This is a genomic window from Streptomyces sp. NPDC007863 (genome assembly GCF_040633895.1).
In the GTDB taxonomy this organism is placed as follows: Bacteria; Actinomycetota; Actinomycetes; order Streptomycetales; family Streptomycetaceae; genus Streptomyces.
On sequence record NZ_JBEYEI010000010.1, the window covers coordinates 225173 to 242165 of the forward strand.

15 protein-coding genes are annotated in these 16993 nt (G+C 70.4%); 9 read left to right on the forward strand and 6 right to left on the reverse strand.

Features of this window, described 5'->3' with window-relative positions; translation table 11 throughout:
- Nucleotides 1-21 precede the first annotated feature (21 nt).
- From ABZ621_RS17995 to ABZ621_RS18005, 3 genes are all read right to left on the reverse strand, one after another.
- The gene (locus ABZ621_RS17995; RefSeq protein ID WP_360605484.1) at nt 22-912 is read right to left on the reverse strand and encodes a branched-chain amino acid ABC transporter permease; all 891 of its coding nucleotides are present in this window, start codon (nt 910-912) and stop codon (nt 22-24) included.
- The gene (locus tag ABZ621_RS18000) at nt 909-1736 is read right to left on the reverse strand and encodes an ABC transporter ATP-binding protein (protein ID WP_360605628.1); all 828 of its coding nucleotides are present in this window, start codon (nt 1734-1736) and stop codon (nt 909-911) included. The genes ABZ621_RS17995 and ABZ621_RS18000 overlap by 4 nt, the downstream gene beginning before the upstream one ends.
- A gap of 65 nt (nt 1737-1801) precedes the next feature.
- Nucleotides 1802-2671 carry an ABC transporter ATP-binding protein gene (locus ABZ621_RS18005; RefSeq protein WP_360605486.1) on the reverse strand — a complete coding sequence of 290 codons (870 nt, stop codon included), beginning with the start codon at nt 2669-2671 and terminating at the stop codon, nt 1802-1804.
- Between the two features lie 360 nt (nt 2672-3031).
- Between ABZ621_RS18005 and ABZ621_RS18010 the strand changes: the two genes are divergently transcribed.
- A complete protein-coding gene (locus ABZ621_RS18010) occupies nt 3032-4936 on the forward strand; it encodes an alkyl sulfatase dimerization domain-containing protein (protein ID WP_360605488.1) in 1905 nt (634 codons plus the stop codon).
- 21 nt (nt 4937-4957) lie between these two features.
- On the opposite strand, the gene ABZ621_RS18015 is transcribed toward ABZ621_RS18010, so the two are convergent.
- Both ABZ621_RS18015 and ABZ621_RS18020 read right to left on the reverse strand, forming a co-directional pair.
- Nucleotides 4958-6181 (reverse strand): TetR/AcrR family transcriptional regulator, encoded by a 1224-nt coding sequence (locus ABZ621_RS18015; RefSeq protein ID WP_360605490.1) that lies wholly within the window; start codon nt 6179-6181, stop codon nt 4958-4960.
- Between the two features lie 112 nt (nt 6182-6293).
- The gene (locus ABZ621_RS18020) at nt 6294-7556 is read right to left on the reverse strand and encodes a helix-turn-helix domain-containing protein (protein ID WP_360605492.1); all 1263 of its coding nucleotides are present in this window, start codon (nt 7554-7556) and stop codon (nt 6294-6296) included.
- Between the two features lie 152 nt (nt 7557-7708).
- On the opposite strand from ABZ621_RS18020, the gene ABZ621_RS18025 reads away from it, so the two are divergent.
- From ABZ621_RS18025 to ABZ621_RS18055, 7 genes are all read left to right on the forward strand, one after another.
- Complete coding sequence (locus tag ABZ621_RS18025) at nt 7709-9037, forward strand: MFS transporter (protein WP_360605494.1); 1329 nt, start codon at nt 7709-7711, stop codon at nt 9035-9037.
- Between the two features lie 97 nt (nt 9038-9134).
- Nucleotides 9135-10322, forward strand: a complete 1188-nt coding sequence (locus tag ABZ621_RS18030; protein ID WP_360605496.1) for a lipid-transfer protein — start codon at nt 9135-9137, stop codon at nt 10320-10322.
- A gap of 3 nt (nt 10323-10325) precedes the next feature.
- A complete protein-coding gene (locus tag ABZ621_RS18035) occupies nt 10326-10781 on the forward strand; it encodes a MaoC family dehydratase N-terminal domain-containing protein (RefSeq protein WP_360605498.1) in 456 nt (151 codons plus the stop codon).
- Nucleotides 10778-11173, forward strand: coding sequence for a MaoC/PaaZ C-terminal domain-containing protein (locus ABZ621_RS18040; protein ID WP_360605500.1), 396 nt, complete (start codon nt 10778-10780; stop codon nt 11171-11173). Before ABZ621_RS18035 ends, ABZ621_RS18040 begins: the two co-directional genes overlap by 4 nt.
- Before the next feature lie 26 nt (nt 11174-11199).
- Complete coding sequence (locus ABZ621_RS18045) at nt 11200-12003, forward strand: SDR family oxidoreductase (protein ID WP_360605502.1); 804 nt, start codon at nt 11200-11202, stop codon at nt 12001-12003.
- Between the two features lie 37 nt (nt 12004-12040).
- The gene (locus ABZ621_RS18050) at nt 12041-13198 is read left to right on the forward strand and encodes an acyl-CoA dehydrogenase family protein (protein ID WP_360605504.1); all 1158 of its coding nucleotides are present in this window, start codon (nt 12041-12043) and stop codon (nt 13196-13198) included.
- Between the two features lie 89 nt (nt 13199-13287).
- Nucleotides 13288-14406 carry a CaiB/BaiF CoA-transferase family protein gene (locus ABZ621_RS18055; RefSeq protein WP_360605506.1) on the forward strand — a complete coding sequence of 373 codons (1119 nt, stop codon included), beginning with the start codon at nt 13288-13290 and terminating at the stop codon, nt 14404-14406.
- Between the two features lie 67 nt (nt 14407-14473).
- On the opposite strand, the gene ABZ621_RS18060 is transcribed toward ABZ621_RS18055, so the two are convergent.
- Nucleotides 14474-15646, reverse strand: a complete 1173-nt coding sequence (locus tag ABZ621_RS18060; protein ID WP_360605508.1) for a thiolase family protein — start codon at nt 15644-15646, stop codon at nt 14474-14476.
- A gap of 176 nt (nt 15647-15822) precedes the next feature.
- Between ABZ621_RS18060 and ABZ621_RS18065 the strand changes: the two genes are divergently transcribed.
- Nucleotides 15823-16980 (forward strand): acyl-CoA dehydrogenase family protein, encoded by a 1158-nt coding sequence (locus ABZ621_RS18065; RefSeq protein ID WP_360605510.1) that lies wholly within the window; start codon nt 15823-15825, stop codon nt 16978-16980.
- Nucleotides 16981-16993 lie beyond the last annotated feature (13 nt).

Sequence of the window (16993 nt, forward strand, 5' to 3'; positions counted from 1 at the left end):
GTAGGGGCCTTCGTGGAAGGGTCAGACACGGGTGGACTCCTTGGCTCCGAGCAGGCCCTGCGGCCGGACGATCAGGACCAGCACCATCACGGCGTACGGGACGACCTCGGCGAGGCCGGAGCCGAGACCGCTCAACTGCTGCTGATAGCCGGTCGCCAGAGCCTCCGCCATGCCGACCAGCAGACTGCCCAGCAGCGCGCCGCCGACCGAGCCGAGTCCGCCGAGCACCGCCGCGGGGAAGGCGGCGAGGGCGATCTGGCCGGTGGTCCGGTCGATGCCGGTGCCGGGGAACGCCGCCAGGAACACGGCGGCCACCGCGGCCAGCGCACCCGCGAGCAGCCACGCGCTCATGCGCAGCCGGTCGCCTCGTACGCCCATCAGGGCGGCGGCTTCGGCGTCGGAGGAGTACGCGCGCATGGACAGGCCCCAGCCCGTCCACCGGAAGGCCGCCAGGAACGCGCCGACCAGGAGCGCGGCGGCAAGGAGCGAGTACATCCTGGCCTGGGCGACGGTCACGTCACCGATGGTGAGGACGGCGGCTCCCCAGGGGTCGCCGGTGCCGAGGACGTCGCCGCCGATCCGGCGGGCGAGTTCGGTGAGCAGGAGGATGTCGACGCCGATGGTCAGGATGGTGGGCACGGCAGGACCGTTCGCCCGCGCCACCCGGCGCAGGACAAGTGCTTCGAGTGCCGCGGCGGCCGCTGTCCCGGCCGCGGCGACGGCGAGCGCGCCGGTGAAGCCGAGCGGCTCGTGCAGGACCGCGACCAGGTAGCCGCCCAGCAACAGCAGCGATCCGTGGGCGAAGTTCACCGCGCCGGACGCCTTGAAGACGAGACAGAAGCCGAGGGCCACGAGAGCGTAGACGGAGCCGAGGGCCACGCCGTTGAACAGCGTCTGGATCAGCGTGTTCATGAGGCTTCCTCCACGTGCGGGGCACCGGGTTCAGGGGCGGAATCCGGGGCGGTGTCGTCGACCGCCGTGTCGGCGGGACCGCCGCCCAGGTACGCCTGGACGACCGCTGGATCACGTTGTACGGCCTCCGGCGTTCCACCGCCGATCCGGCGGCCGAAGTCCAGGACGGTCACCTCGTCCGCCATCCGCATCACCATCCCCATGTCGTGCTCGACGATCAGGACGGAGATGCCGAGGGCGTCCCTGATGTGGGCGATGGTGCGGGCCATGCCGAGGCGTTCGGTGGTGTTCATGCCCGCCACGGGCTCGTCGAGGAGCAGCAGCCTCGGTTCCATGCAGAGTGCCCGGGCGAGTTCGACCCGCTTGCGGTCCCCGTACGACAGGAGGGCGACCGGTGCGTCGAAGAGTGCTCCGAGCCCGGTGAACTCGGCGATGTCCCGCACCCGTTCGCGGTGCTCGCGCTGTTCACGCACCACGCTCGGGAGGCGCAGCGCCGTGGCGGTGAATCCGGCCCGGGTCAGGGTCTGGCGGCCCAGCATCAGGTTGTCCGCGACGGTTCCCCGGGTGAGGACGATGTTCTGGAAGGTCCGGGCCACGCCCAGGGCGGCGATCCGGTGCGGTGGAAGGGCGGTCAGCTCGGCCTCGCCGAAGCGCACGCTGCCGCTCGCGGCGCGGTAGACCCCAGAGAGGACGTTGAAGCAGGAGGACTTGCCGGCCCCGTTCGGGCCGATCAACGCGTGGACACTGCCCGGTGCGACGGTGAACCCGACGCCGTCCAGGGCGGTCAGGCCGGCGAATCGTACGGTCACGTCCTCGACGGTCAGCGTCGGCGCTTCGTGGCTCGGGTACGTGGTGGCGGGGGAGGCGGCGTGGCGCAGCAGATCGCGGATCAACGGGACCACCTGCCCAGCGGGGCGACGGATTCCGCCTCGTCCTCGTCGCCGTCGAACTGCGGATCGTCGCTCTCGGGGCGCTCACCGAGGTACAGGCGGCGGACCTCGTCGGAGCGGGACAGCTCCGCGGCGGGTCCTTCGAGCCGGACCCGGCCGACGTCGAGCACGTAGGCGTGGTCCGCAAGCTCCAGGGCGAGGGCCGCGTTCTGTTCGACCAGCAGGATGCCGGTGCCCTGTGCGTTGATGTGCCGGACCACCTCGGCGATCCTGGCGACCACGAGGGGCGCGAGGCCTAGGGACGGCTCGTCGAGCAGCAGCAGCCGGGGCCGTGCCATCAGGGCGCGCCCGATGGCGAGCATCTGCTGTTCACCGCCGGAGAGCAGCCCGGCGGCCTGCCCGCGCCGCTCTGCGAGGACCGGGAAGAGCTCGTACACCTCGGCGGTGGCCCGGCGGGCGTCCTCGCGGCCTCGGCCGCGGACGCCCAGGCGTCCGGCCCTGAGGTTGTCGGCGACGGACAGCCCGGCGAAGACGCGGCGGCCCTCGGGAACCTGCACCACGCCGGCGGCCACGACGTCGGCCGCCGGGCGGCCTGTCAGGGGAACCCCGCCGAAGGCGACGCGGCCGCCGCTCACGGATCCGGAGTGCAGCGGCAGGGTGCCGGACACGGCGCGAAGGAGGGTGGATTTGCCGGCGCCGTTCGCGCCGAGCATCGTCACGATGCCCCCGGTCGGGACGCTGAGCGACACGTCGTGGAGCGCGGTCACCGACCGTCCGTACGTCACGGAGAGGCCCTGGACCTCCAGCGCACCGGACGACGCCGCTGTCGGAGGCGGGGACGGGGTTTGGGGTGGGGAGGACGAGCTCATGCGGCCCGCTTTCTTGTACGGAGCGAGAAGTGAGGCCGGCCGTGAACAGCTGATCGTCGCGCGGAGCCGCGGTGACGGGCTTGGTGGCGGTGGACGATCCGGGAGGGTCGCCCCGCTTCGCACAGGCCGGAGGCCCGCAGCATGCGGCGCCGGTGAGATCGGCGTCCAGGGGTACAGGGCCCCGCCACGGCCGCGCGGGCCGATCGTGTGCCGGCTCCCTCGCGACGACGGTTCCGATGGGACGCGGCACAACGTGCGGAGGCATCACGGGGTGCGGTGGCGACGGAGTGAGTCGCCTACTACCGTCCGAGTTGTTGCATTTATGACTTTTGGCGCTTCGTGTAGGGGACGGAGATCAGGGTGGCCGGTTCACAGCAGGCGTCGTCCTTCACCGCAGAGATCAACAAGGCCGCGGAAGCCGCGTACGCGATGGGGGACCGCGCCGACTTCGCCGACGTGGATCGCGGGTTCGTCGCCGCCTTCCCGGAGAAGCTGTACAGCGCCGAGGGCGACCTGCTGCGGGACGGGCGGATGCTCGATTACGTCGCGGACGACGCGCCGGCCCCGGACTCGGTGAACCCGAGCCTGTGGCGGCAGTCCCAGCTGATCAAGCGGGAGGGCCTCTACGAGGTCGTCGAGGGTCTCTACCAGGTGCGGCTGAGCGCGAACATCACGATCGTGGACGCCCCGGACGGTCTCGTCGTCATCGACTTCGGTACCGACGTCGGACTGGCGAAGGCCAGTCTTGAACTGTTCCGGCGCGAGACCAGGAACGACAAACCGGTGGTGGCCGCGATCTACACCCACACCCACTTCGACCACTACGGCGGGATCAAGGGGATCGTCGACGAGGCCGATGTCGCCTCCGGCAAGATCCCGATCATCGCACCGGGCACGATCGAGTCGTTCAACAAGCACGCGATCGGCGAGAACGTCATCACCGGCAACGCGATGTCCCGCCGCATGGCGTACACCTTCGGGCTGCTGCTGCCGCACTGCGACTGCGGGGTGGTCACCGGCGGCATCGGGTCCGAGGACGACGGCTTCCGCACGAAGTTCAGCTACATCCCGCCCACCGACCCCGTCACCCGGACGGGCGAGACGCGTACGCTCGGCGGCTGGGAGTTCGAGTTCTTCTACGCCCCGGACACCGAGGCGCCGGAGGAGATGCACATCTGGATCCCCGCGATCAAGGCGCTCACCTGCGCGGAGAACGCCAACCACACCATGCACAACATCCAGACCATCCGCGGCGCCCGCACGCGCGACGCCCGGAACTTCGCCCGCTATCTGGACGAGACCCTGGTCCGCTGGGGCGAGGAAGCCGAGGTCCACTACGGCCCGCACACGTGGCCGGTGTGGGGCAACGAGAACGTCGTGGCGTTCCTCGAGTCCCAGCGCGACATGTACAAGTACATCCACGACCAGGCGCTGCGCCTCGCCAACCAGGGCCTGACGCCGTTGGAGGCCGCCGAGATCGTCGAACTGCCCGATGCCATCGGGAAGAAGTGGTTCAACCGCTACTACCACGGCGGCCTGCACCACAACGTGCGCGCCGTCTTCCACAAGGAACTCGGCTTCTGGGACGGGGATCCGGCCACCATCATGCCGTTGCTGCCCCAGGACCACGCCAGGCGGCACGTCGACCTCATCGGCCGCGACAGGATCCTCCAGGAGGGCCGTGACGCGATCGACGGCGGCGACTACCGGTGGGCCGTCCAGGTCCTCCACCACCTCGTCTTCGCCGACCCCGACGACACCGAGGCCAGGAACCTCCAGGCCGACGCCTACGAACAGCTCGGGTACCAGGCCGAAGTCCCGCAGTACCGGGCCATCTTCCTCACCGCCGCGCAGGAACTCCGCGAGGGCGTGCGGGCGGAGGGCGGTGTCCACACCGACAGCATCGACACCATCCTGGCCATGCCCGTCGATCTGCTCTTCGACTTCGTCGGCGTCCACGTCGACGGTGCGAAAGCCGTCGACGCCGACATCCGCATCGACTTCACCTTCGCCGACTCCGGCGGGGAGTGGACCATGTGGGTGCGCAACGGTGTCCTGAACGCCCGCCCCGGCCACGCCGGCGACGCGCAGCTGACGGTGAAGGGCCCCAAGGCCGCGCTCGCCGGGCTTCTCCTCGCCCCCGGCCGTGCTGCCGAAGCCGTCGAGCGGCACGGCCTGACCACCGAGGGCGACATGGCGGCGCTCACCGCGCTCGGGGCCGTGATCGAGACCTTCGACCCCCATTTCCCGCTCGTGACCCCGTGACCGGGGGGCGCGGGAGCACCCTTACGCCCGGTCGGCGGTGCTCTCCGCCAGCAGAACGGCGGAGCCGATCTCGGTCAGTCGATCGGCGAGGTCCGGGCGATCGCCTGAAGCGCCCGTCCGCGCCGCGTTGTCGATGACGGTGAGGACGGCGACGACCGTGATCCTCGCCTCTGCCGGGTCGAGACCGGGGCGCACCTCGTCGAGGAGTCGCACCCAGAGCCCGAGGTACTCGCGTTGGGTCTGGCGTGCCGCCTTGCGTTCCTTCTCCGGCAGCTGGTCGAGCTCGCCGATCAGCAGACCGATCAGGTGGCTCTGGCCGACGGCGAAGTCGACGTACGAGCGCAGCAGCCGCTCCAGCGTCTCGTGCGGGGTCCCTGCCTCGGAGAGTGCCTGTGCCGTACCGGCGCGGCGCTGCTCGCCGCCCCGCATCACGGCGGCGACCAGCAGGTCCGTCTTGGTGGGGAAGTGCTTGTAGATGCTGGGGCCCGTCGCGCCGGCGGCCTCGCCGATGTCGTCGGTGCTCACCGACTGGAAACCCCGCTCGTCGAAGAGCCGGATCGCCTCGACGAGGATCTCCTCGCGCCGGGACATCGTGAGGCCCGCGTAACCGCCCGGCGCCGGCGCGGTCCCGGTGGCCGGGCTGGTTCCGAGCGGGCAGTGCGCCGCGGCGTACGCGAGCCGGTACAGCAGCTCCTCGAAGCGGCGGCGGGGGAGCGACGTGCGGTGCCAGGAGACGGAGCCGTACACGGCGAGGACGGACCAGGCGAGCAGCTGCCGGTCGGCGTGGCCCAGTTCGGGCCGGGCGCGGTGGATCAGCTCGCCGATCGCCTCGGCGACGCCGTTCAGCGCGTGACGCTGTTCCTTGCGGCGCTCCTCCGGCAGGTGGCGCGCTTCACGCTGCCACAGGACGGCCGACCCGCGGCGATCCTGGGTCTCGGAAGCGCACGCGCGGAGATAGGTGTCGAGGTCGGGAGCGGCCGCGACGGACGCGGCGACCGCGGCGACGGTGGACTCCACAACGTGGAGCAGCAGGTCGGGCTTGCCGCGGAAATGCCGGTAGAGGGCGGGGGCGGTGATCCCCACCTCGCTCGCCACGTCGGCCAGGGAGACGTTGTGATAGCCACGGGTACGGAAGAGACCGGCCGCGGCGGCGACGATCCGGGCCTTGCGGTCAGGAGGCCTGCGTGCGGTCCTCCGCCTGGTCCCCTCGGTCTGCATCGCCGCTCGTCCCTCGCTGTCGGTCATCTGGGAAAACTACCGCACCCGAGCATTCGGGTGATCACCTGCTCACCCTCATGTCCTACTCCAAGCCTCCGCAGGAAAGCGGATACGTACCAGAAAGTTAACCCTTGCTCACTCATGGGCTCTGTCCTTCGATGAGCCGGTGCGACTCCAGCGCGAACGCCAGGTCGACCACGTCCCGCGGGCGGGCCAGCAGCCGCCCCGTGAGCCGCTCCAGCCGGCGCAGCCGGTTGAGCACGGTGTTGCGGTGGCAGTACAGACGCTTGCCCGCCTCCTCCGTCGAGCCCTGACAGTCCAGCCAGGCCGCCAGCGTGGCCAGCAGCTGATCACGCTCCACCGGGTCCGCCTCCAGCACGGCGCCGAGGACCTGGACGGAGAACTCCTTGGCCAGATCCGGGCGGGCGAGGATGAACGCCCCGGGCAGCCGGTCCGCGAGGCAGGTGAGCTGGCCGTCCGTCGAGCAGCCGCTCAGGGCGAGCTCCGCGAGCTCCCGTGCGCGCCCGAGCTCCATGAGGCCGGACACGACGGTACTGATCCCGCCGCGCAGTCCCGGTGGCATCGCGATCGCCGTCGCGAGGTCCTCGACGGAGCGGTCACCGAGAAGGGCCACCACGGCCAGGCCGTCCTCCTGGGGACACCAGTGCAGCTCCATCCCGTCGCGCACCTCTCGGGCCGGCTCCGTCACGGAGCGCTCCGCGGTGGCGCCACGGAGCAGCACCACCGCGTAGCGGGCGTGCAGCGGCAGGCCGAGCGCGACCGCGATGGCCGACACCCGGGTGGCCTCGGTGTACCCCCTCAGCAGGATCTTCAGCAGCGGCAGCCGCTTGCGACCGTCGTCCTCGGGCAGACGGCCGGCGGCGCGCCGGTGCGCCTCGACGACCAGGGCGGTGTCGCGGTCGACCCGGCCCCACACCTCGTTGGCGGCGAACGCCATCAGATGCCCCTGCTCGGGGCAGTCGCGCATGACGAGGCCGACCAGGGTGTCCCAGATCTCGGCGCCCCCGACCCTGAAGGCGTGCAGGACGGCCTGGAGGGGCACGCCCTCCTCTGCCCGTCTGCCGCCGGTGTGCCAGGCGTATTCGCCGGACTCCGACATGCGGCTGGGGTCCACCATCCCGCCGACGAAGCACTCCAGTGCGGTGTGGGCGGATTCCCGCAGGTCGGGTGGGGACAGCAGGGGGTTCCCGTAGTAGGAGCTGACGCTGCGCAGCTCCGTCAGGGCCGATTCGGCGAAGGCGGGGATCCGGGGATGGAGCAGCGTCGCCGCATGGCGCAGCACGCGGGCGGCGCCGTCCTTGGCTGATTCGTCGGGGAGCCCGGGAGACCGGTGGGCCGGATGTGGGGACCGTGCCGGCAGGCCGGTGTGCAGCTCGTTCATCTTCACCTCCGCGCGAGTCGAACTCTGTCAAGTTAGAGAGAACTCACCCCTGCGTCCAGTGCCAGTCAATATCAAGTTGATCCCTTGTTCGCGAGAGTTAGAGGTGCTTCACTTCCAGCCACATTTGCCCAGCTGGACAAGGGAGCCCCGTCATGGCCGTCGAACAGCAGGAAGTGTCCGAGCCCCAGTCGGGGGGATCGGTCCCGGGCCGAGTGGCCTCCGTGCGCCGCAGGGCGTGGATCGTCCTCGCCCTGCTTGTCTGTCTGATGCTGATCAACTACGCCGACAAGGTCGTGGTGGGGCTGGCCGGGGTCGGCATGAAGGAGGATCTGGGACTGGACGACGCCCGGTTCGGTGTCATCCAGAGCAGCTTCTTCTGGCTCTTCGCCGTCGGGTCCGTCCTCGGCGGCTGGCTCGGGGGCAAGGTGCGGGCGCGCTGGCTTCTCGCCGGCATCGCGGCCCTGTGGGCCCTGAGCCTCGCGCCGATGGCCGCGCAGGTCGGTTTCACCACGATCGTCGCCTGCCGGGTGCTGCTCGGTTTCGCGGAGGGTCCGACCACGGCGCTCGCGATGCAGGTGGCGCACTCGTGGTTCCCTGCGCACAAGCGGGCGATCCCCAGCTCCATCGTCGTGGCCGGTGCGGGCATCGGTCCGCTGATCGCCGCGCCCGTGCTGACCTGGGTCATCCTCACGTACTCCTGGCACGCCGCGTTCGCCGTGCTGGCGGTCTGCGGCGCCGTGGTCACGCTGCTCTGGCTGGTCGGCGGCGATTCAGGGCCGGAGGACGCGCAGGGCGGCCACGGCCACGGCGCGGCAGCGGCCGGCCCGGTGCTTCCCGAGCGGGTGCCGCTGCGGCGCCTCTTCTCGACCGGAACGCTCATCGGGATGTGCCTGCTGTTCTTCGTCGCCTACGCCAACACCTCGGTCAAGGTCAGCTGGCTGCCGCTCTACCTCCGGGAGGGGCTCGGGTACGACGCGACCGCGACCGGGAGCCTGGTCGCGCTTCCGTACCTGGGCTCGGCGATCGCGGTCATCGTCGTCGGTGTTGTCTCCGCGGTGCTGACCAGGCGAGGCGTGGGGAGTCGGATGACCCGGGGTGTCCTGCCCGGTGCGATGGTCCTGGTCTCCGGGGTGTGCACCATCACGTTCTCCTCGCTGGACCGGGGTGTGCCGCACACGGTGCTGCTGGTGCTCAGCTCCTGTCTGAACTCGGCGGGGTACGGGGTCGCCTTCGCCGGGCTCGCCGACGTCGTGCCGGCGAAGCAGCGCGGCGCCGTCTTCGGGATCGTCACCGGGATCTACAGCCTCGGCGGGGTCGTGGCCCCGCTCGTCATCGGCAAGCTCGTGGACGGCGGGGCCTCCGTCGCGCTCGGCTATGGAGACGGCTTCCTGGTCCTCGGCGTGACGATGATCGTCGGCGCGATCGCCGCGCTGCTGCTGGTCAACCCCGCGCGCGATGCCGCGAAGCTCGCCGTCGAGTGAATCATCTGAATCATATGTGTCGGCCAAGGAACCCCTTGACATCAAGCATCTTGGGCAAGAAAGTGAATCTGTCATAACCTAGTGACGGGAGATTTGCATGGGTCGCAGAGTGCTGGTGGCCGGGGTGGGCATGGTCCCGTTCGCCAAGCCCAGCGCAGCCGGGACGTACGACGAGATGGGCGCCGGCGCGGTCCGGGCCGTCCTGGCCGACGCGGGACTGCCCTACGAGCGGATCCAGCAGGTGTACGCCGGGTACGTCTACGGCGACTCCACCTGCGGCCAGCGCGTGGTCTACGGCTTCGGCATGACCGGCGTGCCGGTCCTGAACGTCAACAACAACTGCGCCTCGGGGTCCTCCGCCCTGTGGCTCGCCCGGCAGGCGGTGGAGAGCGGCGCGGTCGACTGCGCCCTCGCCCTCGGCTTCGAACAGATGCCGCCCGGCGCCCTCGGCGCCAAGTGGACGGACCGGCCGAACCCCCTGACGGACTTCTCCGCCGTACTGAAGGACGTGTACGAGGTCGACCCGGCACTGCCGATGACCCCGCAATACTTCGGTGCCGCCGGCGTCGAGTACATGGAGAAGTATGGGATGCGGCCGGAGACCTTCGCCAAGGTCTCCGTGAAGGCCCGGCGACACGCCGCGAACAATCCGTACGCCGTCTTCCGCGACCCGATCACCGAGCGGGACGTGCTGGACTCCCCGCACATGGCCGGTCCGCTGACCCGGCTCCAGTGCTGCCCGCCCACCTGCGGCGCCGCCGCCGCGATCGTGTGCTCCGAGGAGTTCGCCCGCAGGAACGGTCTCGACCCGAGGGTCGCCATCGCCGCGCAGGCGCTCCAGTCCGACGCCGCCGGTCTCTTCGACAAGAAGAGCGCGATGTCCCTCGTCGGCACCGACGTGACCCGCGCCGCCGCCGCGGAGGTCTACGAGCGGGCCGGTGTCGACCCCCGCGACATCAAGGTCGTCGAGCTGCACGACTGCTTCACCGTCAACGAGGTCCTCACCTACGAGGGGTTGGGGCTCTGCGAGGAGGGCGGCGCGGAGCGGTTCATCCTCGACGGCGACAACACGTACGGCGGACGGGTCGTCACCAACCCGTCCGGCGGACTGCTCTCCAAGGGGCACCCGCTGGGCGCCACGGGCCTGGCACAGACCGCCGAGATCACCTGGCAGCTGCGCGGCGACGCGGGGGCCCGCCAGGTCGAGGGCGTAACCCTCGGCCTCCAGCACAACCTCGGCCTCGGCACCGCCGGAGTCGTCACCCTCTTCGAGAAGGTGTCCTGACCCATGCCCATCGATCCCGCCCTCATCGGCAGCCGCACCCCCGCCTTCTCGACCGGGGCCGAACGCGGCCGACTCCGCTTCTTCGCCCGGACCATCGGACAGACGGACACCGTGTACACCGACCTGGAGTCCGCGAAGGCGGCCGGGCACCGTGACCTTCCGGTCCCGCCGACCTTCCTCTTCTGTATGGAGATGGACAACCCCGACCGGGGCCGGTTCCTCGACGACCTGGGCATCGACGTCCGCACGATCCTGCACGGCGGCCAGGAGTTCACCTACCACGCCCAGGCGTACGCCGGGGACACGCTCACCTTCGTCACCGAGGTCAAGGACGTGTACGCGAAGAAGGGCGGCGCCCTGGAGTTCATCGTGCGCGACACCCACGTCACCCGTGACGGGGAGCCCATCGCGACGCTCACCGGCACCCTCGTGGTGCGCGATCCGAAGGCGGCCAAGTGACGACGACCCTGAGCCCCGGCGACTCCCTCACGATCGAGGCGCCCCGGATCACCCGCACCACGCTGGCCCTGTACGCCGGCGCCTCGGGTGACCACAACCCCGTACACATCGACACCGACGCCTGCGCGGCCGTCGGTATCCCGGACGTCTTCGCCCACGGGATGCTCTCGATGGCGTATCTGGGACGGCTGCTCACCGCCTGGGTCCCGCAGGGGCGGATCCGTTCCTACGGGGTGCGGTTCTCCGCGATCACGCCCGTCAACGCGACACCGGTCTGCCGGGGCACCGTCACCCGGGCGGAGGACGGCCTCGCCCACCTCGACCTGACGGTCTCCCTGCCCGACGGCACCGTGACCCTCCGGGGTTCCGCCGTCGTCACCGCCACCGACTGACGAACACAGTAAGGACGTACACCATCATGGGAACCCTGGACGGCAAGGTCGCCCTCGTCTCCGGCTCGGGCCGCGGCATCGGCCGCGAGGTCGCGCTCAAGCTCGCCGCCGAAGGCGCGAGCGTCGTGATCAACGACCTGGACAAGGAGCCCGCCGAGGAGACCGTCGCCGACATCGTCGCCGCCGGCGGCAAGGCCGTCGCCTGCGTCGGCTCCGTCATCGAGGACGACTTCGCCGACCGCTTCGTCGCCACCGCGGTCGACTCCTTCGGCGGCCTCGACATCATCGTCAACAACGCGGGCTACACCTGGGACTCGGTCGTCCAGAAGATGACCGACGAGCAGTGGGACGCCATCCTCGACGTCCACCTCAAGGCCCCGTTCCGGATCCTGCGCGCCGCCCAGCCGTACATCAAGGCCAACCCGACCGACTACCACCGCAAGGTCGTCAACGTCTCCTCGGTGTCGGGCCAGTACGGCAACCCCGGGCAGGCCAACTACTCCTCCGCCAAGGCCGGCGTCATCGGCCTGACCAAGACGATGGCCAAGGAGTGGGGCCGCTACAAGGTCAACGTCAACGCCGTCGCGTACGGGTTCATCCTGACCCGCATGACCGAGGCCACCGCCGACGACGAGGCGTTCGTCGAGATCGAGGGCCGGAAGATCAAGGTCGGCGTCAGCCCGCAGATCGCCGCCGCGGTCGCCCGCACCAACCCGTTCGGCCGCCCCGGCACGCCGGCCGAGGCCGCGGGCGCGATCTACCTGCTCTGCACGCAGGAGTCGAACTACATCAGCGCCCAGGTCGTGACCGTCGACGGCGGCTCCCGCTGACCACGCGCCCTCATCCACAGAGCGACAGGAACGACACATGAAGCGCACCCTCTACACCCAGGAGCACGAGGACTTCCGGGTGATGATCCGGGACTTCATCGCAAAGGAGGTGAAGCCACACTTCGAGCGGTGGGAGCGGGACAACCTCGTTGACCGCGACCTCTTCCGCAAGCTCGGCGCGCTCGGTGTGATGGGCTTCGACATCCCCGAGGAGCTCGGCGGCGCCGGCGAGACCAGCTACAAGTACCAGGTGATCATCAACGAGGAGTGCGCGCGCGCCGCCGTCTCCTTCGGCCACTACGGCGTGTCCACCGGCATCGTCCTGCCGTACCTGCTGGACCTCGCGAGCGACGAGCAGAGGAAGCGCTGGCTCCCGGGCGTCGCCTCCGGCGACATCATGCTCTGCATCGCGATGACCGAGCCCGGCACCGGCTCCGACCTCGCGGGAATCCGGACCACCGCCAAGCTCTCCGAGGACGGCACCCACTACGTCCTCAACGGCTCCAAGACCTTCATCACCGGCGCCCGCAACTCCGAACTGTGCGTCGTCGCGGCCCGCACCGCCCCGGCCACCGCGGAGGACCGCCGCCACGGTCTCAGCCTGCTGGTCGTCCCGACCGACAGCGAGGGCTTCGAGTACGGCCGCAAGCTGGACAAGATCGGGCTGCGTTCCTCCGACACCTCCGAACTCTCCTTCACCGACGTCCGGGTGCCGGTCGAGAACCTGCTAGGCGAGCAGGACAAGGGCTTCTCCTACCTCGGCCGGAACCTGCCCCGCGAGCGGCTCTCCATCGGAGTCGGCGCCGTCGCCACGGCCACGGCAGCGATCGAGTTCGCTCGCGAGTACGTCCTGGAGCGCCAGGTCTTCGGCAAGCCGGTGGCAGCCTTCCAGAACACCAAGTTCGTCCTCGCCGAGTGCGCCGCCGAGGTCGAGGCCCTCCAGACCATGGTCGACAAGGGCATCGAACTCGACGACGCGGGCGAGCTGACCGGCGCCGACGCCGCGAAGATCAAGCTGTTCGGCACCGAGGTCGCGGGCCGTGTCATCGACAAGTGCCTGCAACTGCACGGGGGTTACGGCTACATGCTGGAGTACCCGATCGCCCGTCTGTACGCGGACACTCGCGTCTCGCGCATCTACGGCGGCACCAGCGAGGTCATGAAGACCATCATCGCCAAGGACCTGGGCCTGTAGATCGCATCCCACACAGCCACCGGCCGCCCCCCATCGACCCCAGGGGCGGCCGGTTCTCCACTCCCCGCCGTCAGGAAGCAGAGCACCCCGTGAGCACCGCGCCCACCCCCGCCGCCGGCCCGCTGTCCGGCATCCGCGTCGTCGAACTCGGCGGCATCGGCCCCGGTCCCTTCGCCGGCATGCTCCTGGCCGACCAGGGCGCCGAGGTCATCCGTGTCGACCGGCCCGCCGAGGCCGGCACCGCGTCCAAGCACCCGATCCTCCATCGGGGCCGCCGCTCCGTCGCCCTCGACCTGAAGGATCCGGCGGACATCGAGGCCGTCCTCGCTCTCATCGACACCGCCGACGCCCTCATCGAGGGCTTCCGCCCCGGTGTCGCCGAGCGCCTCGGCCTCGGGCCGGACGTCTGCCTGGCCCGCAACCCCAAACTCGTCTACGGCCGGATGACCGGCTGGGGCCAGGACGGCCCGCTCGCCCAGGCGCCCGGCCACGACATCAATTACATCGCCGTCGCGGGCGCGCTCGGGGCGCTCGGTGCGGCGGACGAGAACCCGCCCGTCCCGTTGAACCTCGTCGGTGACATGGGCGGCGGCGGGATGCTGCTCGCCCTCGGCATCACCACCGCCCTGGTCAGCGCGCAACGTACTGGCGAAGGCCAGGTGGTCGACGCGGCGATGACCGACGGCACAGCCGTCCAGCTCGCCCTCGTCCACGGCCTGCTGGCGGTGGGCCGCTGGGAGGACGCGCGCGGTGTCAACCTCTTCGACGGCGGTGCCCCCTTCTACCGCACCTACCGCACCTCGGACGGCGGTCACATGGCCGTCGGCAGTGTCGAGCCACAGTTCTACGCCGTGCTCGTGGACGTCCTCGGACTGGCCGACGATCCGTTGTTCGCCAAGCAGCACGACCGGGACCGGTGGCCCGCCATGCGGGCACGTCTGGAGGAGGTCTTCGCCGGACGGAGCCGCGAGGAGTGGACCGCAGCATTCGACGGTACGGAGTCCTGCGTCACGCCGGTGTACGGCCTGACCGAGGCGGCGGCCCACCCGCACAACCTGGCGCGCGGCACGTACTACACCGAGGGCGGCGTGCTCCAGCCCGCCCCGGCCCCGCGCTTCCACGGCACCCCGTCGGGGACGCCACGGCCGGCACCGGCGGTCGGCGCGCACACGAGGGAGGTCCTGGCGGAGGTCGGCCTCGTGCGGTGACGTGACGGATGCGTGGAGAGGGGGTGCTGCCGGTCGGCAGCACCCCCTCTCCGTACGGCGTGGTGCGTCAGACCAGTTCGAGGATGGTCGCGTTGGCCATGCCGCCGGCCTCGCACATGGCCTGGAGGCCGTAGCGGATGCCGTTGTCGCGCATGTGGTGAACCAGCGTCGTCATCAGACGTGCGCCCGAGCCGCCCAGGGGGTGGCCGATCGCCATCGCTCCGCCGAGCGGGTTCATCAGCTCGTAGTCCGCACCGGTCTCCTTGAGCCAGGCCAGTGTGACCGGGGCGAACGCCTCGTTGATCTCGAAGGCGCCGATGTCGCCGATCGACAGTCCCGCGCGCTTCAGGGCCTTGGCCGTGGCCGGGGCCGGTCCCAGGGCCATGGTGACCGGGTCGACGCCGGCGAGGGTGGCGGTGTGGACGCGGGCGATCGGGGTCCAGCCGTTGCGGCGGGCGATCTCGCTCGTGGTGATGAGCAGCGCGGCGGCGCCGTCGGAGATCTGGGAGGAGTTGGCGGCGCTCACCACTCCGTCCTCCTTGAAGGGCGTCTTGAGGGTGGCCAGCTTCTCCAGGGTCGAGCCGCGCCGAACCCCCTCGTCGGTGTCGAAGACGCGCGAGGTGCCCTCCGCGTCGGTGATGGCGACCGGGGCGATCTGTGCGGTGAAGCGGCCCTCGTCGACGGCGCGGGCGGCGCGCTCGTGCGAGTCCAGTGCGTGCTGGTCGAGCTGCGCGCGGCTGAATCCGTACTGCTCCGCGATCATCTCGGCGCCGACGCCCTGGTCGAAGGTGCCGCCGCCGGGGAAGTAGCGGTCGAGGACGAGCGGGCCGTACGCCTTTCCGGCCCCCGGGACCTCGCGGGCGGAGCCCATCGGCACCCGGCTCATCGACTCGACGCCGCCGGCGACGGCGATGTCGTACTGACCGGCGGCGACGAGCCCCGCGGCGAAGTGCACCGACTGCTGGGAGGAGCCGCAGGCGCGCGAGACGGAGACACCGGGCACGGACTCGGGCCAGCCGGCAGCGAGGGCCGCGAAGCGTCCGACGACGCCGGACTGCTCGCCGACCTGGGAAACGGTGCCCCAGACCACGTCGTCGACGGTGGCCGGGTCGAGGCCGTTGCGTTCGACGAGGGCGGTCAGGACATGGGCGGAGAGATCGACGGCATGGATGCCGGAGAGGGCGCCTCCCCGCTTTCCGACGGGGGTTCGCACGGCGTCCACGATCACTGCGTCACGCATGGGCTGCTCCTGGAAGAGAGGTGGAAGGTGCGGTCGCGCGCGGGCGCGAGCCGCTTCAAGTTATTTGAACCTAACCTTGTTGTCCAGTACTTAGATTGCGTTAACTATGCCTTGACAGCACGGGAAGCGGACGCAAAAGTGAAAACCGGCTAACCCGATGCAAGAGAGAGGCCGTCATGCCGAGTACGGTATTCAACGAGGAGCACGAGGCGTTCCGGCAGATGGTCCGGGACTTCCTGGCCAAGGAAGCCGTCCCACATCTGCCGGAGTGGGTCGCGGCGAAGGCCGTCTCCCGCGACTTCTACCGCAGGCTCGGCGCGCTGGGCCTGCTCGGCATGGAGGTGCCGGAGGAGTACGGCGGCGGCGGGCAGACCGGACACCACTTCGGTGCCGTGCTCGCGGAGGAGGTCGCCCGCGCTGGGGCCACCATCGGCACCGCGATGACGCACTCCAACATCATCCTGCCGTACCTCCTGCACTTCGGGACCGAGGAGCAGAAGCGGCGCTGGGTCCCCGGCTGCGTCTCCGGCGACCTCATGCTCTCCATCGCGATGACCGAGCCCGGTACGGGCTCCGACCTGGCCGGCATCCAGACGAAGGCCGTCCTGTCCGAGGACGGCACCCACTACGTCCTCAACGGCGCCAAGACCTTCATCACCGGCGGCACGCAGTGCGACCTGGTCCTGGTGGTCTGCCGTACGTCCCCCGCCCCGGCGGACAACCGCCGCAAGGGCCTGTCGATCCTGGTCGTCGACGCCGGGAGCGAGGGCTTCGCGGTCGGCCGCAGCCTGGACAAGATCGGACTGCACGCCTCCGACACCGCCGAGCTCTCCTTCACCGACGTGAAGGTGCCGGTGGAGAACCTGCTCGGCGAGCGGGACGAGGGCTTCTTCTACCTGGGCCGCAACCTCGCGCGCGAGCGTCTCGTGATCGCCGTCCAGGCGGCGGCCGCCGCCGAGGCCGCGGTGGCCTTCGCCAAGGAGTACACCCGGGACCGCCAGGTCTTCGGCAAGCCCGTGGCCTCCTTCCAGAACACCAAGTTCGCGCTCGCCGAGTGCGCCACCGAGGTCGAGGCCGCCAGGCTCATGGCGTACGAGGCGCTGGAGCGCGACGCGCGGGGCGAGCTGTCCGCCGACTACGCGGCGATGGCGAAGCTGCTGTGCACTGAGACCGCGAGCCGGGTCATCGACAAGTGCCTCCAGCTGCACGGCGGTTACGGCTACATGCTGGAGTACCCGATCGCCCGCCTCTACGCGGACACCCGCGTCATGCGGATCTACGGCGGCACCAGCGAGGTCATGAAGACCATCATCGCCAAGTCCATCGGCCTCTGATCCACGATCTCCC

What these genes read in the sequence shown, in the direction of transcription:
- ABZ621_RS17995 (WP_360605484.1), bottom strand. Translation starts at nt 912, where the DNA reads ATGAACACGCTGATCCAGACGCTGTTCAACGGCGTGGCCCTCGGCTCC.
- ABZ621_RS18015 (WP_360605490.1), bottom strand. Translation starts at nt 6,181, where the DNA reads ATGACCGACAGCGAGGGACGAGCGGCGATGCAGACCGAGGGGACCAGG.
- ABZ621_RS18020 (WP_360605492.1), bottom strand. Translation starts at nt 7,556, where the DNA reads ATGAACGAGCTGCACACCGGCCTGCCGGCACGGTCCCCACATCCGGCC.
- ABZ621_RS18060 (WP_360605508.1), bottom strand. Translation starts at nt 15,646, where the DNA reads ATGCGTGACGCAGTGATCGTGGACGCCGTGCGAACCCCCGTCGGAAAG.
- ABZ621_RS18025 (WP_360605494.1), top strand. Translation starts at nt 7,709, where the DNA reads ATGGCCGTCGAACAGCAGGAAGTGTCCGAGCCCCAGTCGGGGGGATCG.
- ABZ621_RS18045 (WP_360605502.1), top strand. Translation starts at nt 11,200, where the DNA reads ATGGGAACCCTGGACGGCAAGGTCGCCCTCGTCTCCGGCTCGGGCCGC.
- ABZ621_RS18065 (WP_360605510.1), top strand. Translation starts at nt 15,823, where the DNA reads ATGCCGAGTACGGTATTCAACGAGGAGCACGAGGCGTTCCGGCAGATG.
- ABZ621_RS18035 (WP_360605498.1), top strand. Translation starts at nt 10,326, where the DNA reads ATGCCCATCGATCCCGCCCTCATCGGCAGCCGCACCCCCGCCTTCTCG.
- ABZ621_RS18030 (WP_360605496.1), top strand. Translation starts at nt 9,135, where the DNA reads ATGGGTCGCAGAGTGCTGGTGGCCGGGGTGGGCATGGTCCCGTTCGCC.
- ABZ621_RS18005 (WP_360605486.1), bottom strand. Translation starts at nt 2,671, where the DNA reads ATGAGCTCGTCCTCCCCACCCCAAACCCCGTCCCCGCCTCCGACAGCG.
- ABZ621_RS18050 (WP_360605504.1), top strand. Translation starts at nt 12,041, where the DNA reads ATGAAGCGCACCCTCTACACCCAGGAGCACGAGGACTTCCGGGTGATG.